This is a genomic window from Singulisphaera rosea (assembly GCF_054877945.1).
The window spans coordinates 64,711-88,091 of the sequence record NZ_JBTYIP020000006.1; the positions used below are offsets into that span (position 1 = coordinate 64,711).

Annotated in this window: 17 protein-coding genes and 2 pseudogenes; 7 read left to right on the top strand and 12 right to left on the bottom strand. The window is 64.5% G+C overall.

What is annotated here, in order from left to right; all coding sequences use genetic code 11:
* Positions 1–4: 4 nt before the first annotated feature.
* The 3 genes from ACYOEI_RS13210 (at position 5) to ACYOEI_RS13220 (ending at position 2,428) form a co-directional block, all read left to right on the top strand.
* Positions 5–385: an IS1096 element passenger TnpR family protein gene (locus ACYOEI_RS13210; protein WP_462850209.1), complete on the top strand. Its 381-nt coding sequence runs from the start codon at positions 5–7 to the stop codon at positions 383–385.
* Positions 386–446: 61 nt separating this feature from the next.
* Entirely contained in the window at positions 447–1,505 is a 1,059-nt protein-coding gene (locus tag ACYOEI_RS13215; RefSeq protein WP_462849968.1) for a DUF6398 domain-containing protein, read from the top strand.
* Between the two features lie 377 nt (positions 1,506–1,882).
* Positions 1,883–2,428 (top strand): NIF family HAD-type phosphatase, encoded by a 546-nt coding sequence (locus tag ACYOEI_RS13220; RefSeq protein ID WP_462849969.1) that lies wholly within the window; start codon positions 1,883–1,885, stop codon positions 2,426–2,428.
* 255 nt (positions 2,429–2,683) lie between these two features.
* Here the strand turns inward: ACYOEI_RS13220 and ACYOEI_RS13225 are convergent, their stop codons facing one another.
* A complete protein-coding gene (locus ACYOEI_RS13225) occupies positions 2,684–3,004 on the bottom strand; it encodes a hypothetical protein (protein WP_462849970.1) in 321 nt (106 codons plus the stop codon).
* 39 nt (positions 3,005–3,043) lie between these two features.
* Positions 3,044–3,787 (bottom strand): hypothetical protein, encoded by a 744-nt coding sequence (locus ACYOEI_RS13230; protein ID WP_462849971.1) that lies wholly within the window; start codon positions 3,785–3,787, stop codon positions 3,044–3,046.
* Positions 3,788–4,055: 268 nt separating this feature from the next.
* On the opposite strand from ACYOEI_RS13230, the gene ACYOEI_RS13235 reads away from it, so the two are divergent.
* Positions 4,056–4,676, top strand: a complete 621-nt coding sequence (locus ACYOEI_RS13235; protein ID WP_462849972.1) for a DUF4304 domain-containing protein — start codon at positions 4,056–4,058, stop codon at positions 4,674–4,676.
* A 183-nt stretch (positions 4,677–4,859) separates the two neighbouring features.
* On the opposite strand, the gene ACYOEI_RS13240 is transcribed toward ACYOEI_RS13235, so the two are convergent.
* From ACYOEI_RS13240 to ACYOEI_RS13255, 4 genes are all read right to left on the bottom strand, one after another.
* Positions 4,860–6,095, bottom strand: a complete 1,236-nt coding sequence (locus tag ACYOEI_RS13240) for a DUF4419 domain-containing protein (protein WP_462849973.1) — start codon at positions 6,093–6,095, stop codon at positions 4,860–4,862.
* Positions 6,096–6,379: 284 nt separating this feature from the next.
* Positions 6,380–9,466, bottom strand: a complete 3,087-nt coding sequence (locus tag ACYOEI_RS13245; protein ID WP_462849974.1) for an efflux RND transporter permease subunit — start codon at positions 9,464–9,466, stop codon at positions 6,380–6,382.
* Positions 9,467–9,673: 207 nt separating this feature from the next.
* Positions 9,674–11,227: an efflux RND transporter periplasmic adaptor subunit gene (locus ACYOEI_RS13250; RefSeq protein ID WP_462849975.1), complete on the bottom strand. Its 1,554-nt coding sequence runs from the start codon at positions 11,225–11,227 to the stop codon at positions 9,674–9,676.
* A gap of 187 nt (positions 11,228–11,414) precedes the next feature.
* On the bottom strand, positions 11,415–11,927 hold the full coding sequence (locus ACYOEI_RS13255; protein WP_462849976.1) for a hypothetical protein: 513 nt from the start codon (positions 11,925–11,927) through the stop codon (positions 11,415–11,417).
* Positions 11,928–12,244: 317 nt separating this feature from the next.
* On the opposite strand from ACYOEI_RS13255, the gene ACYOEI_RS13260 reads away from it, so the two are divergent.
* Both ACYOEI_RS13260 and ACYOEI_RS13265 read left to right on the top strand, forming a co-directional pair.
* Positions 12,245–13,363 carry a DUF1559 family PulG-like putative transporter gene (locus tag ACYOEI_RS13260; protein ID WP_462849977.1) on the top strand — a complete coding sequence of 373 codons (1,119 nt, stop codon included), beginning with the start codon at positions 12,245–12,247 and terminating at the stop codon, positions 13,361–13,363.
* Between the two features lie 117 nt (positions 13,364–13,480).
* Complete coding sequence (locus ACYOEI_RS13265; protein ID WP_462849978.1) at positions 13,481–13,867, top strand: hypothetical protein; 387 nt, start codon at positions 13,481–13,483, stop codon at positions 13,865–13,867.
* Positions 13,868–14,982: 1,115 nt separating this feature from the next.
* On the opposite strand, the pseudogene ACYOEI_RS13270 reads toward ACYOEI_RS13265, so the two are convergent.
* From ACYOEI_RS13270 to ACYOEI_RS13285, 4 genes and pseudogenes are all read right to left on the bottom strand, one after another.
* Positions 14,983–16,215 (bottom strand): annotated as a pseudogene (locus ACYOEI_RS13270) (IS701 family transposase); the annotation flags it as partial.
* A 245-nt stretch (positions 16,216–16,460) separates the two neighbouring features.
* The gene (locus ACYOEI_RS13275; RefSeq protein WP_462849979.1) at positions 16,461–16,781 is read right to left on the bottom strand and encodes a hypothetical protein; all 321 of its coding nucleotides are present in this window, start codon (positions 16,779–16,781) and stop codon (positions 16,461–16,463) included.
* A 33-nt stretch (positions 16,782–16,814) separates the two neighbouring features.
* Positions 16,815–17,914: pseudogene (locus ACYOEI_RS13280) on the bottom strand (IS630 family transposase).
* Positions 17,915–18,005: 91 nt separating this feature from the next.
* Positions 18,006–20,750: a sigma-70 family RNA polymerase sigma factor gene (locus ACYOEI_RS13285; protein WP_462849980.1), complete on the bottom strand. Its 2,745-nt coding sequence runs from the start codon at positions 20,748–20,750 to the stop codon at positions 18,006–18,008.
* Between ACYOEI_RS13285 and ACYOEI_RS13290 the strand changes: the two genes are divergently transcribed.
* Entirely contained in the window at positions 20,739–20,873 is a 135-nt protein-coding gene (locus tag ACYOEI_RS13290; RefSeq protein WP_462849981.1) for a hypothetical protein, read from the top strand. The genes ACYOEI_RS13285 and ACYOEI_RS13290 overlap by 12 nt on opposite strands.
* A 410-nt stretch (positions 20,874–21,283) precedes the next feature.
* Here the strand turns inward: ACYOEI_RS13290 and ACYOEI_RS13295 are convergent, their stop codons facing one another.
* Both ACYOEI_RS13295 and ACYOEI_RS13300 read right to left on the bottom strand, forming a co-directional pair.
* The gene (locus ACYOEI_RS13295; RefSeq protein ID WP_462849982.1) at positions 21,284–22,396 is read right to left on the bottom strand and encodes a dienelactone hydrolase family protein; all 1,113 of its coding nucleotides are present in this window, start codon (positions 22,394–22,396) and stop codon (positions 21,284–21,286) included.
* 101 nt (positions 22,397–22,497) lie between these two features.
* Positions 22,498–23,376: a YiiX/YebB-like N1pC/P60 family cysteine hydrolase gene (locus tag ACYOEI_RS13300; RefSeq protein ID WP_462849983.1), complete on the bottom strand. Its 879-nt coding sequence runs from the start codon at positions 23,374–23,376 to the stop codon at positions 22,498–22,500.
* Positions 23,377–23,381 lie beyond the last annotated feature (5 nt).

A 23,381-nucleotide genomic window follows, 5' to 3' on the forward strand; every position in this document is an offset into this window, starting at 1 on the left:
TGTGGTGACCATCCACAAGTCGACATCGAATCCACCCTCGTCCCATCGCCAGGTAGGCGACCACTGGCCTCACGAGGTGATCGTCGAGTCGGTGGTGTCGCCGGAGAAGGGGAGGGGCTACCTGGTCGATATTATCGGAAAGCGGGCTTGCCCGCCGGAGGACGTGGGTGGCTCGTGGGATTGCAATCCGTTCGCCGAAGTCCATCCGAGACTTGGCGCACGAGCCGCACGAGGAGTTCTTGGAGTGGTAGGGCGAATTCGATTCGGAGGCGTTCTCCATCGAAGAGATCAACGAGGAACTACGCCGGCACCAGTGATCGTGTCGTCCATGCCGGGGCGGTGGGCGGCCGGATGGGAGGCTCGGGATGCAGCTCGCGCTCGATGAAGTCAATCTCTTCTTTCGGCTCCACCGGTTGCTGATGTTCTTCGTGAATTAGCAACTCAAATTGGTTCCTGGGGATATCGCCACGCCCGAAGCCTACTCGGGCCTCCCCCCGGAGGCCCGGCTCGAGGTCCACAAGGCACTCCTGGAGCACCTCGACCTGATTGACGCCTTCGTCGCCGAGAACCCGTTCGGCCTCGACGACGGCGACCTGGACGTCATCCGGTCGTGGAAGCACGCCGTCGCCGGAACCTTCTACGCCTTCCGCCCACTCCGGGACTACATGGTCTTCCTGACCTCGGCGGAACCGGTCGTGGCCTACGGAGTCGTCGCCCTTTTCGACCCGTTCGAGGTCGTGATCGGGCCGGACCTACCTCGGAAGATCAAGACGACCCTTTTGCCGTTCAGAGGCCGGATCGTCTACGACGGGCTCGTCACGGCGTACAACGTCAGATTCGGCGGCGGGATCAAGCGGAGGCTCAACGAGAGCTACAAGGAGGCTAAAGAGCGGTCCGGGATCGTGACCCGGCTGCCGTTCGACCCCGGAAGCGCAGGGGAGATCGAGGAGGAGTCGAAACCCAGGAAGCGGGCGACGTCGGCCGTCAAATCCGGGGGCGAGTCCTCGGCCAAGGAGAAGGTCCGACGGGCTCATGACGTGATCGTGGGGCTGACCGACGCCTTCTGCCGGGAGCACCTCGACGACGAGTACGGGGAATTGTGCCGAAGGCTGGCGCGCAAGCGTCCCTCGCCGCTGGCCGGCGGCAAGCCCGAGTCGTGGGCCAGCGGAATCGTGCGGGTCATCGGCTGGGTGAACTTCCTGGGCGACCCAAGCCAGCCGCACCACATGAAGATGACTGACATCGACGAGGGGTTCGGGGTCTCGGAGGCGACCGGATCGGCCAAGTTGAGAGCGATCCGGGATCTCCTGAAGGTCCATCGCCTCGACCCCGATTGGACGCTTACCGGCCGCATGGACGATAACCCATTAATCTGGATGCTGGAGGTTAATGGCTTGCTGACGGACATCCGACTATGCCCGAGAGAGGCCCAGGTGGCGGCCTTCGAGAAGGGCCTGATCCCCTACATTCCAGCCGACCAGTCGGGCGATCCCGCCGAGGGATGATCCATGTCTCAAAGGTCCGATCGGGGCAGCGAGGCTCCCCCTGGTCGATCCCCCACTCCTGCCAGACGAACTCGAGGAGCACATAGAGGCTCGCCAGGCAGCCGGCCCGACGGATCGTCTCGGGCTGCTTCGCCGCCTCGATGCAGAGGTGGCTTGGTTGCGGGGTTTTCTCGACCCGCCTGAGGTCTGGCCGGTTGGGGCCGGGGCGGGCCCGGTGGGGTTGCCTTAACTCGTGGTTAGGCAGGCCGAACCGGGATGCGTGAACGGGTGTCATACGGATCTCCGGACCTCGATGATCGAGCGTTGAGGTGCCGATTGTGCGTAGATGTAGTGATCATCCGATAGGATCGACATCGCAGACCGGGGCTTGATGCATCATGGGGCCGGGTAACCCGATCCTTCTGATCCTGGATCTGGACGAGACGCTGATCCATGCCACGGAGCAGCCGCTCGGACACGACCACGACTTCGTCGTCGGCCCCTACGCCGTCTACCACCGCCCCCACCTGGCCGAGTTCCTCGACGCCTGTTCGACCTGCTTCAGCCTGGCCGTCTGGTCATCGGCGAGCGACGACTACGTCCAGGAGGTTGTGGGGCAGATTCTCCCTCCTGACTTCGCTTTAGCGTTCGTCTGGGGAAACAGTAAGTGCGTCGGGCGATTCGATTCCGAGACGTACGACACGGAATATCTCAAGGATCTGAAGAAGGTGAAGCGGCAGGGCTACGACCTCCGACGGGTGCTCATAGCCGACGACACACCCTGCAAGGTCCGGCGCCACTACGGCAACGCTATCTATGTGCCGGCCTTTATGGGTGATCCGAAGGACGAAGTTCTGCCCCGCCTGGCCTCTTACTTGATCTCGTTGCGTGACGTTCCCAATGTGCGTACCGTTGAGAAGCGGACCTGGTTGGCTCAAACCTAACTGGCGATCCACGGCCTACCTTCTGAAGGCTGGACGTCAACATCCTGAGCTTGCTGGAATCCTGGCTTTGGTAGCATCTTACATGAGTTGACGATTCGGTATCGGTAATAAATCTGATGAATCAATGAACCGGGAAACGCTTGTCGTCGATGAGAGGTTGATTGGGGTCAGGACGAGTCGGTAGCTACGGGCCAGGTCGAGGAGCCGCTTTTGCATCTCTCGATGCGACAACGAGAGGGGCGTTGGCTCTCGGCCTTAACGTGCGGTCATCACTCTAATGGCGAACACGATGGCCAGGAGGATCCCGAAACCCGAGGCGAATGCGACGAGGATCAGGGTGACGCGTTTAGCGGGATCGATCGCCAGACCCCGGCGGGACCGCCTGCGGAGCACGAGGAGCATGACCCAGACCGGGGTGAAGCTCACGAGCAGGATGGTCGTGATGAAGCCGAGCACCTCGAAGAACAGCAAGGTGCTGCGGTCCCAGGCCCGGAGTTCCGGGGCGAACAGGCCCACGAACAACGCCACCAGGGCCGTGACGAGCAGGATGTCCCTGATCTTGAACCGGAGCGTCATGCCATCGTCCGTCGCGTAGGTCCTCGAAGTCCGGGATGGTCAACACAAGCCCAAAGCCAGGTCCACCACCCAGCAGCCCCGGACGTGCGGGTGCGTGCTGCGGCAGTGCTCGATCATATCCCGGTTCAGGCAGCCTGCCTCGTCCAGAGCTTTGCCGAGGAGAGGCATACGGTCGAAGGCTCGGTCGTCGTAGATCATGCGGGCGAGATCGACGACCTCCGGGGTCAGCCAGGTGGGGCTGAAGAAGACGTACGGGAGGAAGGGGTCGCCGAAGACGCACCGCATCATCCAGGTTCCCGGCCAGGGGACTCTGGGGATGTAACAATGCCACCAGTCGTAGTCGAACGGGCTGCGACTGGCCGCCTCCTCCGCAAGACTGGCCGCCGCCAGCAGTCGGTTCCGCACCGCAGGATCGACCTCGGGCTTGTCCTCACTCAGTTGCGCCGTCGTGAGCGCACCCATCTCGACCAGGCGTCGGACGCTCTGGGGTACGGTCCCGTCGGGGTGCCAGCGCCGCCAGACTCCCGGCTCGAAGTCGTACCCGAAGGCCGTCCCCTCTGCCGAGTAATTCGCCATGTGCAGTTCTTCCGGAGTGGCAAGGCCGTCAGCGAATCGCTCGGCCACCTCAACCGCTCGGAGGCTGAGTTCGTCGAACCAGAGGTGTCCGATGGCCCGACAGCCTCCGCAGAGGTAGAGTCGGCCCTTGCGATCACCGGCCACGCCCTTCATCGCCTGGATCATCGTGGCCACGTCCTCGCAACGACACCACTGCCTGCTCGTCATGATTTGCTCATGCTGGGTTGGTGGAAGCGAAAGGTAATTCACGAGGATTGTCTATCATGCGAGTGAAGCGTTCGTTGTTCACCAGGTTTCAGATCGCAAATCACACGGGCCGACGCCACCGCCAAATAAGCGATCCATCGATCGCCGAGTTTCGGCTCCGAGTCGAGTAGTTCCTTTGGACCGCACGTCCAGCTTGCCAGGACACCGATTGACCGGACCCGCAGACTCGCCCGGTTTTGCCTCCAGGTTTCAGTGATGGGGAGATCCCATGGGGATTCGTGCCAAGGATATTATCGTCGATGCGATCGGCCGGGCCGTGGTCCCACTCCTGAAGGACGCCGGATTCCGCAAGACTGGGCTGCGTTTCCAACGAGCCATGGGAGGGATCGTCCAGGTCATCGACTTCCAGCTTTCGCAGTCCAACTTCGCCGATACGGGCCGGTTCTACGTCAACGTCGCCCTCGGGTTTGATCTCCTGTGGGGACTTGAGGCAAAGCCACGCCCGGTCCGCCCCAAACCCCACGAATGCCAGGTTTCCAAGCGCATGGAAGAACTCGTGGCCGGGACTCCCGACCGCTGGGATGTATCGGCTTCGACCGAAATTGACAAACTGGCGGAAAGGCTGTCGGTCTCGATCTCCACGCTGTTGATCGACCTGAACGGAATCACTTCGATCGGCTCCCTGCTAGGCAAGGGCTGGCAGGAAATCGGGGCGGACCTGATCACGAGATCGAGATTGCATTACGTGACCGGTGATTACGAAGCGGCCCTGGCTGACCTGCGACGGGCGTCCGAGTTCTTCTCCGATCGGCGGGGGATGTCGCTCAGAGAGCTGATCCGGCGGAATGGAATGAGCGAGCTTGCTGGCAGGATCGGTGATGCCGGATGATCGATCGCCCCTCGGCGTCTTGCGACGGTCAACTTCCGAGCTCCGCCTCTTCGTCGTGGGGAAGGCCGGTCCCGAAGCGGCAAGTATCGGACTTCCTTCGATAGACGACACGCTTTTGCACAAGGCCGAGACCGTCGATGCGATCGAGCCACTCCTCGACGTCTATTGTCGTCAACCGATGGATTACGATATGGATCGAAATCCAGGGTCATTCCCGGCAAGGTCTATCTCCTCCTCCGTTCCCTCCGCAACCTCACGTACAGCCCAGCCGATCTCTGGTCGCAAGGCCATCGTCTCCTGGTCCTGAGCCACCCCCACGAAGCCACCCAGGAACTCCATGTCGAACGTCTGTTGGAAGTAATGCCAGCGGAATGGAGCCCTGGAAAGGCCGCCGGGAATGCTCTCCATGGATAGGCCGTGGACGAAGCCCCAACGTTCCGAATCCTCGACAGGATAGAGCCTCCTCTCCAATCGCTTCCCCTCGCCACCGAAGAACCCTTCAACCGGATGGCTAGCTTGGCCGGTTTCATGATCCTTGAGGTAGGGGAAAAAGGCCGTGATCCATCCGGTAATCACAGGCCCACCGCTCTGGTCGTTGACCTTGTAGAGCGACCGCCAGAACGACGAGTCCACGTCCCCCTGTGAGGCCCGGACGAACTGTCGTAGGATTGGCCTTAGCGTCTCAATCCATCGGTCCAGTCCGAACCCGGCGAACGCATCGGCTTGCCTGGCGAGGGCCAACCAGTCCTCAGTTGTTCCCTCCAGCGTGATCGCCGGGATGCCGCAGCGGGTGTGGAGGACGTACTGGAAATACGATCGCATGGCGTCGAGCAGCACGACCTCCGAAACAATCCGTTCCACCGGCCCGGTGGTCGAGAAGGAGGGCGTGAGCAGGTCGATCTTCGGGCCGACGTGATCCCGCACCTTGGCCGAGAACTCGGAAAAGACCTCCGGCCACGGATTCTCGGGCGAGCCCTTCACGAAATCGTCCCGACGCACGTCGATGCGGACCTGGTCCTCGTGGCGGACGAACCGGGGCCTCAGTTCCTCGGCGTTGGTGTTAACGTGATTCGCCACCGCCTGGCAGATCATTAGCCAGATCATGTCGGGTGAGAGCCGCAGAGGGCGGTGGTCCATGAAGGCCGTGTGGGCGGCGGCCATGATGGGGTGGAAGTTCACGCCGCCCACAAGCAGGCCGTAGTAGCGGGTGCAGGCTTCGACCGGCCGACCGGGTGGACCCTGGGGAAGTTTGACTGAAGATCCCCGACTCGCCATCCGCTCGACTCTTTTGCGATCCGACTCGGGGATGGCGATCGTGAGTAGGGACTCGACGGCCTGCTTGTAGGGCACTTCCGGCAGTGGGGCGACGGCCCGCACGACTTCCGAGACTTCGAAGGTGGTTGCCGTGGCAACGTCCATGAACCCTCTCCCTTAACGTCTCGTACTCGGGAGGATCGATGCTGTCGGCGTCAGTATTGCTCCAGGATGGCCCTGCGGTTCTTGACGAAGCACCGGGGCCGGGCAAGGAGATCATAACCTCGGCTCGCCGGACGGACCACCTTCGCTCAGGGAGCGTCCTGATGCGATCCGCATGCGGGTGGTTGTTATCCGTAGTGAGGATGGGGAACGTTCAGTGGACTTCCAGGCTTTCTCTTACCGAAACCCCACCCTGTTCCGTTTCGTTGCCCGATCCACGAAGCCGATCAAAAGTCCGGCTCCCGTGACAACCTCTGCGCGAACCAGGGATAGATGGCGGGGAGGACGAGGGTCGTCAGCAGGGTGGAGGTGACGAGGCCGCCGATGACGACGGTGGCCAGGGGTCGTTGGATCTCGGCGCCGGGGGTGGTGGAGGTGGCCATGGGGATGAAGCCGAAGCCGGCGACGAGGGCCGTCATCAGGATCGGGCGGAGGCGGACGACGGCGGCCTCTCGTGCGGCGTCGTGCGGCTCGCGTCCTTCGAGTCGCATCTGCTCGACGGCGCTGACCCAGACGAGGCCGTTGAGGACGGCGACGCCGAAGAGGGCGATGAAGCCGACGCCCGCGGAGATCGAGAACGGCAGGTCGCGCCAGGCGAGGGCGAAGACGCCGCCGGTCGCCGCCGTCGGCACGGCGAGGTAGATGAGCGCGGCCAGGCGGAGCGAGCCGAAGCTGCTGAAGAGGAGGAGGAAGATCAGCGCCAGGGCGATCGGGACGACGATCAGGAGCCGTTGCGAGGCCGACTTCAGGTGCTCGAACTGGCCCCCCCAGCGGAGAATGTAGCCGGGAGGGAGCGTCACCTTGGAGGCGATGGCCGCCTGGGCTTCGGTGACGAACCCGGCGATGTCGCGGCCCCGGACGTTGACTCCGACGACCGCCCGGCGCTGGACGTTCTCGCGCTCGACCTCGCTCGGGCCTTCCTCGGCGATGACGTCCGCGAGCTCGCCCAGGGCGATGGGACGCCCCTTTGGGTCGACGACCCGGATCGTGCGGATCTTCTCGGCGTCGTTCCGCCAGGCCTCGGGCAGTCGGACCTGGATCGGGTGCCGGCGCTGGCCTTCGAAGACCGTGCCGACGGTCGTGCCGCCGAGCGCCGAGACGGCCTCGAGGACATCGGCGGCCTTGATCCCGTATCGGGCGAGTTGGTCGCGGCGGACCGAGACGCGGAGCATCGGCAGGCGGCCGGAGGTCGGCGTCTTCAGGTCCTGCGCCCCGTCGATCCGGCCCAGGACGCGCTCGATCTCGCCGGCCTTCTCGCGCAGGACGTCGAGGTCGGGGCCGTAGAGCAGGGCGGCCACGTCGCTCTTGACCCCGGCGACCAGCTCGTTGACGCGCATCTCGATCGGCTGGCTGAAGCCGAATTTGACGCCCGGGACGTTCTCGGTCAACGCCTTGTCCATCTGCTCGATCAGGGCGTCGCGGGTCAGGCCGGGCCGCCACTCGGCTTGCGGCTTCAGGAGGGTCCAGACGTCGGTCTGGTGGACCCCCATGACGTCGTTGGCGATCTCGGGACGGCCGGTCTTGCAGTAGACCATCCGCACCTCGGGGAAGGTCCTCACGATCTCCTCGATTTGGGTCGAGGCCGGCACCGCCCCCTCGAGCGAGGCGGAGGGGATCCGTACGGCCTCGATGAGGAGGTCACCTTCGTTGAGGCGGGGCATGAACTCGCCCCCGAGGCCGAGGGCGACGGGGACGCTCGAGGCGAGCAGGGCGATCGCCAGGGCGGTCGCGAGGAACGGACGTCGGATCACGGCGTCGAGCAACGGCTCGTAGATCCGCTTGAACCCCCGGACGAGCCAGACCTCCTTCTCCTGCGGCTTCGACCCGAGGCCGAGCGACGCGAGGACCGGCATCAGGGTGAGCGACAGCACCATCGAGCCGGCCAACGCGAAGATGACGGTCAGGGCCATCGGCCGGAAGAGCTTCCCCTCGGTCCCCTGGAGCGCGAGGATCGGCAAGTAAACGATGGCGATGATCAACTCGCCGAACATCGTCGGCTTGCGGACCTCGACGGCCGCGTCGCGGACGATCTCGAGTTTGGGACGGGTCCCCCCCTCGTGCGCGAGCCTCCGGACGCAATTCTCGATCATGATCACGCTCGAGTCGACGATCAGCCCGAAGTCGATCGCCCCGAGGCTCATCAGGCTGGCCGTGACCCCCGAGGCGAGCATGATGTTGGCCGCGAAGAGCATCGACAGCGGGATCGCGAGCGCGACGATCAGGCCCCCCCGGACGTTCCCGAGCAATGCCAGGAGGATCACGATCACCAGTATGCCCCCTTCGAGGAGGTTGTGGATCACCGTGTCCAGCGTCTGGTCGATCAGGTGGGTCCGGTCGTAGAGCGGCTCGATCGAGACGCCCGGCGGGAGGCTCTTCTGGAGCTTGGCGATCTCCTCCTTGACGTGCTCGACGACCCTCCGGGAGTTCTCCCCGATGAGCATCATCACGAGCCCGGTGACGATCTCCCCCCGGCCGTCCCGGGTCACCAGCCCGGCGCGGATCATCGGGGCCTTGCGGACCTCGGCGACGTCGGCGATCGTCACGGGGACGCCGTCGCGCTCGTCGATCACGATCGCCGCGATGTCGGCGAGGTTGTGCGCCTGGCTCTCGCCCCGGATGTACCGTGCCTCCCCTTCGTGCACGAGGTAGCCGCCGCCGGCGTTCGCGTTGTTCGCACGCAACGAGTTGAAGACGTCGGTCATCGAAAGGCGATAAGCCCCGAGCCTGTCGGGGTCGAGGGCGACCTGGTACGTCTTCAACTCGCCGCCGTGCGAGTTGATCTCGGTCACCCCGGGCACCCCGCGCAACTGATAGGCGATGAACCAGTCGAGGATGGTGCGCAACTCCATCGGCGAGATGCCCGACTCCGGGGTTGCTTTCACCTCGAACTGGTAGACTTCGCCCAAGGCGGTCGCGATCGGCCCGAGTGTCGGGGTCCCGTAACCGTTCGGGATCGCCCCGGCCGCCCGGGGGAGCCGCTCGCCGACGAGCTGCCGGGCGCGGTAGATGTCGGTCCCTTCGTGGAAGACGATCGTCACCACGGAAATCCCGAACTTCGAGATCGAGCGGATCTGCTCGACGTTCGGAAGGCCGCTCATCGCCCCTTCGACCGGGAACGAGAGCAGGGTCTCGACCTCGACCGGGCTGAGGGCGGGGGCCTCGGTGATGACCTGGACCTGGACGTTGGTCATGTCGGGCACGGCGTCGATCGGCAGGTTGAGCGCCGAGTAGACGCCCATCGCCGCGATGAGCAAGGTCCCCATCAGGACCATGAAGCGATTATTGAGGGCCGATTCGATGAGTGCGTTGAGCATATCGTGTGGGGGCGATCGGGGCGTCGGAGGATGACTTGGGGGCTAACTAATAAATTGTTGTAATAATTGCATGATTTGAAACCTGTTTTCTTCTTAGACAACGGGTTTCTGACGCGGTCGATGTCGCCGACCCCTCACGGGAACGCCGACGCCTTCCCCTCTCAGAAACCCGTTTTCTAAGAAGGAAACGTGTTTCGGGGAAGACACTCAGTCATCCCCCGACTCGTTCTGGAGGATCAGCTCGCTCTTGAGGAAGAACGCGCCCGAGGCGACGACGAGGTCCCCTTTGGCGAGCCCGTGGTCGATGACGCGGCGGCCGCCGGCGAGCCGGCCGAGCGTGACGGGGTGGAAGGCGAAACAGTGGCCGCCTTTGCTCTCGGGGAGGAAGAGGCCGTCCTTGCCTTCGATCTCGACGACGGCGCCCGAGGGGACGGTGAGCGCCTCCTGGGTGTTCGGGGTATCGAGGGCGATGTGGACGAACATGCCGAGCTTGAGGATGTCGTCGGGGTTCTTCGCCTCCGCCATGATCGGGACCGTCCTCGAGGCGGGGTCGACCGACGCGCCCACGGACAGGAGCTTCGCCTCGAAGGTCCGGCCGGGATAGGCGACGGCCGAGAGCCGGATCGTCCCTCGCTTGAGGACGGGGAGGATGGCGAAGTCCGACTCGGGGACGTTGGCCATGACCCAGACGGTGCCGAGGTCGGCGAGGGTGAAGAGGATGTCGTTGAGCTCGGCTTTCTGGCTCGGGACGACCGACTTCGTGAGGATCGTCCCGTCGAAGGGGGCGACGATCGGGTAGGCCGTGACATCCTCGCCCTTCGAGGCGGTGTTGTCCGCGGCGACCTCGGAGGCCTGCGCGAGCAACTGGGGGACGTCGACCGGGATCCCGAGGATGCGGAGGCGTTGAGCGGCGTCGACGACGGCCGCCTCGGCGAGCTTGAGCTTCTGCTCGGCCAGGGTCAGCTCGTGCGCGGCGTCGAACCGGACCTGCTCGAGTTGGGCCTCGAACTTCGCCTGGGCCCCCTCGCGTGTGTGGGCGGCCAGGAACGCCGGGTGCTCGCCCACGATCTGCTCGCGACGCAGGTCGCCGGTCTTCTCCGCTTCGTGCGCGGCGATCTCGAAATCGGTGTAGGCCTGGATCAGCAACGCCCGATTGGAGCCGAGCGGCCGGTCGGCATACGTCTTCTGGATCGCCGCGGCGGTGACGCCCTTGCGGAGCTCGGGGATCAGGGCGGCGACGTTCGCGGCGACCTGCGACTTCCATTGCCGCTCATTCCTCGCGGTCGCCAGCTCGATCTGCCGCCCGCGCAGGTTCAGCCGGGCGGTGCCGAGGTCGGGGCTCTCGAGGACGACCAGGACGTCCCCCTTCTTGACCTCCTGCCCGAGCGCGACCCGGACCTCGCGGACGACCCCCGAGGCTCGAGGGCGGATCTCGACCCGGAGGTCGGGGTTCGCCTCGATCTTCCCCGGCACGCCGACCTCGGAGGCGAGGACGTCGCTCCGCGCCGGCTCGAGCTTAATCCCCGCGGCCTTCCATTTCCCCTCGGTGAGGGTGATCGACCTCGCCGAGCCAGGGGCCGGCTCGGGGGCCGTCGCCACTTCCGCCGCCGGCTTGGTGGCCGTGAGTGACCTGGTGTGGAAGAGCCGGTCGTGCAACAGCAGGCTCGCCCCCAGCAGGATCAGGCAGGTCCCCAGGGCGAGCCAGGGGAAGTATTCTTTCAACGACCGCGAATGCAACGATTTCGATAAGGCCATCGACATGGGGATCGACCTCCCGCGCACCCGAACATCAAGGCGACGAGGTCCTCCCGGCGTTGGCGATGCAAGCCGGGGAACGGGTCGGGCGCGTTCGTCTTGGGATCAACTCGGCCACGCTGTTTTGACGGTGAGTCGGTGAGACCCGCGAGCTCGAAGGGGGGCCTCGGTCGCTCGAGGGGGCGTGGCCGGTTCAGCAGGTCCAGCGCTGGAGCTGGATCTGGAGGGACGCGCAAGGCGCAATGGTGGCGCAGGGCGTCGGTCCTCGGCTCAATCCGGGGTCGAGGAGGATCGCCAGACGGCCCGAGGGGAGGTCGAGCGGCGACAGGGGGGCGGGGAAGATCTGGCGGCCGTTGAAGCGCGAGGAGTCGTCTTCGAGGATCCGGGGGCCGTCATCCAGGGTCGAGGCGAAATCGTCCGAGACGTGCGCGTGCAAGGCAGGGCCGTCCGGCGCCCCCGAGTTGGATCGCTCCGACTGCGGGAGGAACCAGTGCCAGTGCAGGACCGCGACGTCATCGGCCAGGCTGGCGTTGGGATGCCAGCGGAGGAGGTGGTCGTGATGCTCGCAGACCTCGCCAGGCGCATCCTTGTGGCGGATGTTGTGGAAGTCCGGCTCCGGCAACGGAGTATGGACGAGGCTGAAGATCAGGAGGATGATCCCCAGGCGACGGCCATCTCGTGGTTGTGCCGGGCTTCGGACGCGCATGCAAGGGCCCCATCGCATCGAAGGGGGGAGGATATTAAAAAAGATTATCGGTCCCGCTTCGATCCGAGTCAAGCGAGGCATGAATCGCGTTCTCTCCACGCAAGTCCGTGGGATGCCCGCCGGACATGACATTTCACCTCCGGGGAAGTCGTTCGGAGAGGGGGATGCGGAGTCTCACGCCCGAGAATCCGCGAACTCTGTGCGCTTCTTAGAATTTTCGCAAAAGGTTCACACGGACCTCCGTCTCGACTTGCCAGAATCGCCGGACACTCCGGACAGGCCGGTGCGTGCCCCGATTTTCCACCGTTGAGGCTTTAATGAGACGACACGGTTTCACTCTGATCGAATTGCTGGTCGTGATCGCAATCATCGCGGTATTAATCGCCCTCCTCCTCCCCGCCGTCCAGTCCGCGCGTGAAGCCGCCCGCCGCAGCCAGTGCGTCAACAACCTGAAGCAGATCGGCCTGGCGTTCCACAACTACGAGAGCGCCAACAGCGTGTTTTCCCCCACGACGATCCTCGTGCCGAGCGCCAGCGGCGCCCCGGGCACCTGGAAGTTCCAGTCGTCCTGGAGCGCGTTCGCCCGGTCGGCCCCGTTCCTCGAGCAGGCGGCCTTCTACAACGCGATCAACTTCAGCCTGACCTACAGCGACCCGCCCAACACGACGGTCTCGAACACGCCGCTCGCGTTCCTGTTCTGCCCGAGCGACCCCGGCTCGCACATCGACGACGCCACGCTGGGCAAGACCCTGGCCGCCACGACGAGCTACGGCACGTGCGACGGCGACTGGTACGTCTGGTCGGTCAACTGGGGCGCGTCGAACTCGGTCGGCCCGATGAACCGCTCGATGTTCGGCCCGAACTACTCCCGAAGCATTGCCATGGTGACCGACGGCCTGAGCAACTCGCTGATGGCTTCGGAAGGCTACATCGGCCACGCCCAGATGCGGAGCTGCATCACCACCCCGACGGCGCCTTCGGATCCGATCACCGGGTCGTGGACCCCGACGAACGTGCCGGCCCCCGGCCCGGCCTCGGTCGCGGCGCTGACCTCGCTCATCGCCTCCTGCGGCACGGCCAGCAGCAAGATCAAGGCGGGCGGCCCGATCGGCCACACCCGTTGGTGCAACGGCGGCGTCTACTACTCCGGCTTCACCACCGCCATGACCCCGAACTCCAACGTCTCGGCCGTCAGCCGGTACACCGGCAGCGCCCTCGCCGGCCGGACCGTCCCCATGGATTGGGACTCGACCGACGAGAATGACGGCGGGCCGACCTACATGTCGCTCGCGGCGAGCAGCAACCACCCGGGCGGGGTCAACACCCTGTTCGGCGACGGCAGCGTCCGCTACGTCAAGAACACGGTCAGCCCGATTGTCTGGCGGGCCCTCGGCACCATCGCCGGCGGCGAAGTCGTCTCCGCCGACCAGTATTGATCGGCCCTCCTGACCTCTCCATCGATCCGTTTCTATCCAGGCACAAGCTTCACAACAAGAATCCCGCCTTCCCCCTCCTTCGGGGAAGGCGGGGTTTGTGCATCAAAGGGAGTCGCCATGAGATTCGGCACCGCCGCGACGATGACCGTCGCCCTGTCCCTGCTCCCGCTCTGCGCGGGTTGCAGCTCGTCATCGGCGAGCCAGGGTGCATCGACCCTGCCGGTCAAGGGTAAAGTGATGTTCAAAGGGCAACCATTGAAGAAGGGGACGATCACGTTCGAACCTGACGGCGCCGGGAAGGACGCCAGCGGCCAGATCCAGCCGGACGGCACGTTCGTGATGACGACCTATACCAAGGACGACGGTGCCGTCGTCGGCACCCATCGGGTTGCGATCGCCCACGCGGGCCGGTCCGTCCCCTTGAAATTCGCGAGCGTGTCGGCCTCGAAGATCGAGGTCGAGGTCACCGAGGGGAAGACCGACTACACGATCGAGTTGAAGTAAGGGCCGAGGGCCCCTCGCAGACGACCCCCGGGGCTCTTGAATCCGCGTTCGCCTTCGGGTGCGACCCGCGTGAAGGGTGGCGTCGCTGCTCGATTCGCTCGGATACTTCCCCGAGCTCGGCGGCTTCCTCGTCGTCACCGCGGCTGAGGACGCGAACAACGTCTTACACGGCAATACCCCCGGGTTCGTCGCCGACGGAATGGCCCGGCGCACCCGCAAGGTCAGGCTCTTCGAGGTGGCGATGAAGGCCGAGGGCCTGGCCATGCTCGGCGTCGAGAGGGGCGGCCGCCGTAACTCGGCCCGGCGGCTGATCCAATTACTTACGACGACGTCGCGCATACGACCAAGATACCGGGCCGGTATCAGCTCCGGATGCTCGTGCGAGAAACACTTTGAGCGAGCTCCTCCGGACCAACTCACCTCTGGCCCTGGTGTGTCACCCCGGGCCTTCTCGACGTTGCTGCCGTCGGGATTAGGTCACACAGCCGGTAGATACGAATGGTCCGGCCGACTCGTTCCCACGGCTGAAGGCGCAGGAGAACCTTGGCCAAGTTGTGGTCCAGCGTGGGGTAGGTCTCTCCGATCTTGACATCGTTCGTATTGATCTGATCCGCGTACAAAATCGCTTCGCTGACGGCGAGATAGGTGGCTTGAGGCCCCGGTCCTTGGCTGGAGAGAGCGTCCGGCTGTCTTAAACCGTAAGGATCTCCCCCTCCCGGGCCGTAGACGCAGACCCGCGTGCTCCCCCCGCCCCGGTGCCGGGAAACCCATGCGCCGAGCCGCGCCAAATCTTGCCCCCAATCGAGGCTGTCGCCAATCAAGGAGGGTTGCTCGCTGACGCGGCTCCAGATCCAGGCAACCTCGTTTTGTGCACCCAAGTGATCGGGGGCGGCAATCATCGCGTCTAGTTCTACTGTAACCGATGCAATAATCGCATGTCTTTTTAGCTGGAATTGAGTTGCGTGCGTCGTGGCGGATAAGTTTCGGTTTTTGCGTACCAATGGTAAATCCGCGATTCTTCGTTACGCCGCAACACTTGCGAGATTTTCGCTGAGATTTCCTCGGCACTCGGAGCTGGATGAATCAGTAATTTTGTGAACACCTGTCGAATCTGTGGCACTGTGATTGCTGCGGTTTTTCCCCCCGACTCGCCGTCGTTCCAGGCACAAAAACCACAACGCTACAAATGATAAAGTTATATGATGATGCCATCCAACCCATCCACCCGCCTCGTAATGATCGAGGCCCGCCTCGCCATTGCCCACCTCGAACATCTCCTCGATCCGATGCCGTTGCCGCTGGGCGCGGATTATCTCCGCCAGGGGGATCTCCGCACGGGCGTTGGTCAACGCGTAGTCGGTCCGCGACTCACCGACCGACCGGATCACGACCAATCGCTCTTCGGCGCCGATCCGATTCTCTTGCTTGGCACGGACCGGCACGATTGACGCGTCGACCACGAGCGGTCCCTTCTCACCGTCACGTACGGTGATCCGCTCCCAACGTGATTCCGGCTGGCTCGCGGCCCAATGGTCGGCCCTCACGAACGGGACCTCACGCCGACGGCCACGCCCGGCATGAGCACTGAGAGGGCGGCGTTGCTCGAGGTCACGCACCGTCGTATTGCAGGGCACGTCCAGGACGTAACGCTCATTCCGAGGCCGCAGTGCAGCCCGAAATTCCGCGGGTCGGCCCAATTCGTCATCGCCGGTAATCCAACCGTGGGGTAAGCCGGGCAGGCTTCGATCCAAGAGATCGAGCGCAATCCGCCACTTCTCCTGGAACTTGACCTCCGGTGGGACGTGGCATTTCTCGCGACGGATCTTGTCCGCGGCCCACTCCTTGGGGAGGTAAAGTTGCCGATCCAAGGGCGCATAGCCATTCGAGGCGGCGTAAGCCAGGAAAACACCGATTTGGCAGTTGTCGACCTTGCCCAACCGGCCGCACCACTGGCGATCAACGCCACAGGACTCGGTCCCTTTCTTGGGGAAGGCGCTAGGATCAATGACAACGACACCTTCGGATTCGGCAAGCTATTCAGTTATATGCTTACGTAATTCACTCATCACGGATTCGTCGTCCCACTTGCCAGAGCCGACGAAGAACTGGATCGGCTTTCGTGGCAGACCGGCCTGGATGGCAATGGGCTCGCTGGTCTTACGTTCGAGGCCACTGAGGTGACCGCGAATGACGAGAGTCGCGTTCTCGCGTTGTTCGGAGCGATGGAATTTCGGGAGATAACGTTGGAGAAAGCCGGTCAAACGGTCGGTACAGTCGAGGACGGTCTCAGGAGTGAGGATCGCGTCGTTCAAGAGCGCTTGGGCTTCGGGGTGATCCAAGATTGACATGCGGGGGTCTCGGTTCGGAATCCATCTCCTTGCCGAATAACAGGATATCGAATCTCAACTCAGTTGAAAAGCCATCGGTTACAGTAGAATTAGATTCGATCGAGATGCTGCATGCTTGATAAAACTTGTCCGCGATAAGCACTCGGGCCGAAGCAGGCTGGCATCCTCCGTATCGGATCGAGGCCACCTTTCGGCCGCCACCCCAGAATCCATCGTGAGCGTTTTACCATTGCCGACATCCTGGTTCAAGGAGATTGCATTTCGATCATCAAGATCGCATCTCGCGGAATGAAATAGTCCATTTTGCCCACCCGGACCGTGATCCAATCCCCCGTAGCTTTGACGAGGATCCCCTTCATGAAGACTTGGACCTCACCAATGGTGTCTGCGGTGGGCGAGGCAGGTGAATCCGCTCCCAACCCTAGCACATCTCGGCTGAAATAGACCTTGCACTGATTGCCAACTCCGAACGCGACGACGGGGTCTTCTGCCGGACGGCTGCCGGAACAACCCCAAGTTAGCATGGAGAGCGTGATGAGCCCGACGAGACGGTATTCTAATTTCATGATCGTTTGTCCAATCGTGCGTATCGCTTGTTGCTATCGATCGTCATGCTCGTGTCCCGAGTTGGAAATCCGCTCGCATACCCTCTTCACCCGATCCAGGATCAGATCCGCCGAGGCGGTCCACTTGAACGACGAGGGATTCTCATCGCTATGGGCCAAAAAGTCCATGGTGGCCTTCTCCAACGCCGCCACGCTCCGGAACGCCCCGCGTCGGATCCGCTTCTCCGTGGTCTCGGGGAAGAATCGTTCGATCTGGCTCAGCCACGAGGCGCCGGTCGGAGTGAAGCGGAGGCGATACTCCGGATGCCGCTCGAACCATCGCCTCGCCGCGGCCGTCTTGTGGGGCCCATAATTGTCCATGATGATGTGGATCTCGACCCCCGGCTCGCGCTCCTCTGTCTCGTCGATCTCCTTGAGGAACTTGAAGTACTCCTGGGGACGATGCCGTCGGAACCCTTGCCGATCACCCGGCCGGTCGCCACGTTCAACGCCGCGAACAGCGAGGTCGTGCCGTTGCGGACATAATCATGGGTGCCTCGCTCGGCCTCCCCGGGGGCCATCTTCAGGAGTGGCTGGGTGCAGTCCAGGGCCTGCACCTGGCCCTTCTCATCGACCGGCAAGACGATCGCGTTCTCCAGCGGGCTCAGATACAGGCCGACCGCGTCGCGGAGCGTCTCGACGAAATAGGGGTCGGTCGAGAGCTTTAAGGCCTCGCTCAGGTGGGGCTTGAGCCCGAATGCGTGCCAGACGCGGACGATGGCGCTCTGGGACAGGCCGACCGTCTCGGCCATCCCTCGGGTACTCCCGTGGGCGGCGGCCTTGGGCTTCTCCTCGAGGGTCTTGGTGACGACCTCCTCGACTTTGGCATCGGTGATGGTCCGAGGGGCACCCGGCCTGGGTTCATCGGCGAGGTCCCGGAGCAACCGCTGCCGCCACTTGCCGACGGTGACCGGGTTGACGTGGAGCCGGGCGGCGACGGCCTTATTCTCGAGACCCTCGGCGCAGGCGAGGATGATCTCGGCCCGCAGGCCCAGGCGTTGTGTGCTCTTGGGCCGGGAGGCCCAGTTCTCGAGCTTTTGCCGCTCGTCTTCGGTGAGGATCAGAAGGGCTTTGGGGCGACCGCCTTTGATCATCACGTGCCTCTTTTATAAGAGTCTATGATGAAAATTGCGATCGCGCAAGGTTGTTTTGCGAATTTCTAACTCGGGACACTAGGGAGACTCGTCATTGCGGCGGGACCAGCCGCACGTCACCCAGGTCTTTCGACAGGCCCGAGGGGGGGCCGTCGAAGGAGAGCTCGTCGATCCCGTTGGTGTCGTTGATGAGCCGGAACTCGTAGCCGGGCAGGAGGGATTCGACACGGAACTTGCCGTCCCGGTCGGTCTTGATCTGCTCGGGAGGGAAGTAGCGAAGGAGCCAATTGGGGCCGGCCTTCGGTTTGATCGAGAGCCGCAACGCGAAGCCGGCCCTCGGCCGCCCTTCTTCGTCGACCAGGCGGCCCGTGATGGTCGCGCCGGGCTGCAACTTGACGGTGATGGCGTCGCCCTTGGCCTTGGGCAACTTCGGGACGCCGACGAGCCCCGTCGCCGGGTGCTGGAAGAGGATTTCTCGAGGCCGGTTTGGGTTGAATCGGCGGACGGTGAACTCGGGGGTCTTCAACGTCTCGCGGGCCTTCCAGGCGCCGTTCCAACTGTCGAGGCCGATCCCCCAGGCCCCGGCCAGGGGCTTGCCGTCCGGGCCCAAGACGATGCCCTGGAACGACCAGCCCGGGTTGAGTGTCAGGTTCTGGGTGAACGGCCCGGCATCCAGGCTCGGGTCGATCCGGGCGAAGGCCCCGTAATTCATCAGGGGGAGGAACACGGTCGGGAAGAAAACGTCCTTCACGCCGAGTTCGTCGTCCCGTTCCGTCGACCGGAGGTAGTTTGGGATCGAGCCCGCGGTCAAGAATCCCGGCCCGGGCATGCCGGCAAGCCGGTACGTCCCGTCGTCGTTCGTTTGGACGTTGCTGGAGACGCTGCCCTTAAGCGCGTACTCGTTGATGTGCGGGTTGCCGGGCTGGGCGAAGTAGCTGATGTCGCTTCGCAAAGGTTCACCCGACTCCTTGTCGGTGAGCCTGCCCTCGATCCACAGGCCTCGCTTCAACTCGATGTCGAGCGTGACCGGGTCCAGGCCCCGGCTATCGGGGACCAACTCGAGACCGATGAGGTAGGGTTGGTCCCGCGCCGGGTAGATGCGGATCGAGTTGCCCTGGCCTTTGGGCATCCCCAAGAGGCGATAGCGTCCCTGGGCGTCGGTCGTGGTCCCGAGGAACTCGGTGCCGAACAAGGGGCGTGTGGCGATGGAATCGCTGCGGATCACGACACCCGGGAGCGGCGCCTTCGTGTCCTTGTCGCGGACGACCCCGACGACCGGCTTCGTCGGCGCGGCCGCGTGCCGGAATTCGGAACCGTAGCAGACGGTGACGAACCGAGGCCCGGACGTGACTTCCTGCACCTTGAAGGCCTCGCCCGGCCGCGTCAGGATATCGAGATATTCGCTGGCGATCCCCGGGCCGTCGAGCTGCGCGAAGACGAACCGGTCGCGTCCGAGGCCGGCGAGGCGGAACCGGCCCAGGGCGTCGGTCGTGACCTTCTCGGGCATCGCGATGGTCAGGCGGGGGAAATACTGGCGATCGATCGTCTGCCGGAGGACCTCCTTGCCTTTGGGGACCTCGAGCCAGGGGCGGAGATCCTCGCCGACGGCCGCCCGGATCTCCAGGGTCTGGAGCGTGGCGCCGACGATTGGCCTCCCTTCGAGGTCGACGACCTGCCCGGTGACCGGTTGGTCGGCCACGAGCCGGAGCGTCAGGTCGTCGGCCTTTCCCTTCGCGGGCACGTCGACCCAGGCGATCCCGAACCCCGGCGCCACCGCGGCGACGACGGTCTCGGCCATGCGGACCTTCAGATTCCTGAAGACGAACTCGATGGTCCGATCCGCGACGAACGCGAAGCGGCCGTCGGGCCCGGTCGTCGCGCACTCGGGCGACGCGTAGGGCATTCGGAGGTTCCCGGTCGCGGGCGTCCGGTAGATCTTCGCGCCGGCGACGGGCCTGTCATCCGGCCCGATCACTCGACCGGCGATGCGCACCTTTTCGGAGGCCTCGGCTGCGGTGTTCGGCGCGACCGGCTTTGTTCGGGGGGCGGTTCCTTCATCCTTGCTGCGCGTTGGGGCGGCGGGCTTCGCAACCACGGTTCTCGGGGGCTCGTCCCCCGCAGCGACCAGGGCAGCCGAGGCTCCCCAGGCGATCAGGCCGGCGGACAGGAGGATTGCTGTGGTGTAGGCGAGTTTCTGGATGAGCAGCATCCTGAGGACCTCATGGGTGAATTCCAGGGCCGCCGCCGACGCGACCCCGCGTCCCGACGCGGCGAGGGCCGCACGGACGGTCGCCTCGCTCCATGCCGAAGGCACCGCGCCCTGGGCCTCACGGAGCAAGATCGCCCCCAGGATCGCGCCCGTCGGGGCGAGCCCTCGGCGCGTCAGGCGGGCCTTGAGGCGTTGACGGGCCTGGCCGAGACGTCGCTGGAGCGTGCGCTCGGTCAGGCGGAGCTCATCGGCGGCCTGGCCTTGGGAGATACGCTGGAGGTCGCAGAGGATGAGCACGCTTCGGAATTTCTCGGGCAGCCGGGCGATCTCCTCGTGGAGGGCCTGGACCTGTTCGCCCAGGTCGCCCGGCCCCGACGTCGTATGCGTCTCGGCCATCTGTCCCGCCCGCCTTTCGCAATCCCGCCGTCGGGCGGCGGCGGCGTTGGCCTGGATCGCCACGCGATGGGCCACCCGGTACAGCCAGGGCCCCAGGGCATTCTGGTTGCGGAGCGTCCTCGATTTCTTGACCAGGATCAGGAAGGTCGCCTGGAAGGCGTCCTCCGCGTCGTTCGGATCTTTCAGGATCCCCCGGCAGACGCTCAGGACCATCGGCCCATGCCGAGCCACAAGGCCCTCGATCGCCCCAGCCTCCTGCCCCGAGGCGAAACGTTCGAGGAGCTCCGCGTCGGAGCAACCCGCGACGGTCCCCCTCCCGAACAGCCGGTTGATTTGCCGGATTGCGGCCCCTAACGACTCGATGGCCGTGCCTCCCGTTCACCTCTACGGTTGTCTCTCAACGCTTAAGAGACCCGGGCACGAGCGAGGCCGCCAACTTTTTTCGAGATGATTCCGAAGGGGAGTGAGGGGACACTGCGATTGGGCGTGGGACTAAGGCTGTGTCATCGCTAGAGGTTGGAGCTGTGAGTACAGATTTATGAAAAAAAGGACGAAGTGCTCCGCCTCGGCAACCCAAATCCGGGCTTGAAGGGGGTACTTGTTGTACGCCAACAGTCCCCCGATGGGTGGGGCGCTGTTGCCCCGCGGTATTCGCCTCGGCCCGCAGCAAGGACGGGGCAAGAGTGCCCCACACACCGGGGGACTCGTGCTTCCTCAACCAAAACGGGGAAATGGGGCAGGGGCCCGAACGGGTCGCGCCTGGGTTATCGCCGAGCCGCGGGGACGACGGCCGGGTCTTCTTTCATGGACCACTTGATAAGGCGGATGCCGTTGGTGGGGAAGACGCGTGGGATGGCGGAGAGGTCGTCGCCGACGATGGGGCGTTCGACGGGGCGGCCGTCGCTCCAGTAGCCGAGGTGGCGGAAGATTTCGCCACGGTCGGTGGCCTGGTCCAGGGTCATGCCTCGGAAGGCGGCCTCGATGGTGATGTCGGCGATTCGCCAGAAGCCGGCGAAGTCGAAGGCGTTGAGCTCGGCGCGACTCATCTGGAAGCCGCGGAAGACGCCGTCGCCGGTGTCGAACCCCCGGAAGGCGGCGGTCGGGGAGAGGTGGTCGGCGATCAAGGCGGGGAAGCCGTGGAGGTCGGTCCGGTAGAGGACGTACTTCTTCCGCTCCTTGGGGATCGCCGAGGCCTCGAGGAAGATCTGCCGGGCCCGGACGTCGCCCACCACCCGGTCGTCCTCGGCGGCGGCGACGACGAGCAACGTCGAGGCCGGGATCCGGGAGAGGCTCGGCTCCTTGGCCGGCTGGACCTCGCCCGGCATCAAGGCCACGACGGCCTTGGGCTCGGGGAGCTGGTACTGCCGCGCCAGGGCCGCCAGTTGCGCCGCCAGGTTGCCGCCGGCCGAGTGGCCGATCAGCGCGAAGCGATGGAGGTCGGGCCGGACGTGCGTTCCCGAGGTCGCGAGGACCTCGAGGGCGTCGTGGATGGCCACCACGGCATTGGGCAAGAATTCGGTCGGACGGGTCGAGACGTCCGTCTGATAGCGCGGGAAGATCACGATCTGGCCGCGACGGACCAGGTGGTCGATCCAGGCCCCATAGGCACCCGGATTGACGCCGAACCAGCCGTGATTGAAGACGATAACCGGCGCGGATTCGGGTTTCGGGTCGGCGGGTTCGAACAGCCAGTACGAACGCGCACCGACCCCGAATTCCTGGCGACGCACCGTTTTGTGAGGAAGGTTGGATTTGGCCGAGGGATCCCTGTCTGGCTCGTCGGCGCCCGAGGCGGAGGGCGGCGTCCAGGTCAGGCAGGCGAGCAGGACGACGATTCCGAGGCCGAAATGATTGCCGATCCGTGGCAAGCGTGACATGGGAGGCGGGCTCTCAAAAGACCAAGGCGCGATCCCAGCCAATCCATTAAGCTGGAAACGGCGATAGTCTGATCAAGTCCCGCCGAAAGTCAATCCCAGGTTCAGCTCGGGTTCGACGTGCGTCGCGTCGCGGTCTTCGACCCGGTCGTGGGCCGCTTCGGCTTCGGCCGGGCGCCCGCACCGTTGGCCGCCGAGGACGAGGACGAGGACGAGGATGGCGCCGGCGGGTAGACGGTCACCAGGTTGGGGGAGGACCAGATCCCGTGCCGATCGTTGCCGGGGAAGAACACCGCCTGGTCGAGCTTCAGCTTCGAGAGCTTCGCGAAGGCGAACATGCAAACCGGGAACTGGCTGGCATTCTCCATGTTGCCGAGCTGGACCGGCTCGGAGAGGGGCAAGCCGCTGGCGCGATAAGCCTTCTCGGTCATCTCCACGCAGTAGAACTTACTGTCGTCGAGGCCGAGGTCGAAGTCGAACGGGACCTGTTTCTCGAACGCCTCCTCGCAGAACTTGACCGCCTTGGCGGCGCGGTCCTTCAGGTCCGGCCGAAGGCGCTTCACGCCCAAGGGACCGACGTTATCGAGGATCCAGACCGCGAACGGCTGCCGGCGCACGCCCGACTTGGTCGTGTCGTAGACCTCCGGCTTGCCGTCGACGATCGTCACGATCCCGGTGTGCGAGTACTTGCTCCCGCTGACGTTCGCCGTGAACCGGCTGAACGGGAACCGGCCGAAGAGGACCCGGGCGTCGGCGCGTCGGAACACGATGTCGCCGTTGCGGAGGACTTGCGTCCCCCAGCGATCCCATTCCTTCATCAGTGGACTCATAATGATCGGCGGGAGTTCTCCGGTCGCCCGGGCCTTGGTCGCCTCGGGACCCCAGGGATTCCCCTTCCAGTTCGCGGGGACGAGCCGGTCGGTCGGTTCGAGTCCGTCGTGCCCGTTGAACAGCACCGTCATGTACCAAACGAAAGTCCACATGGACG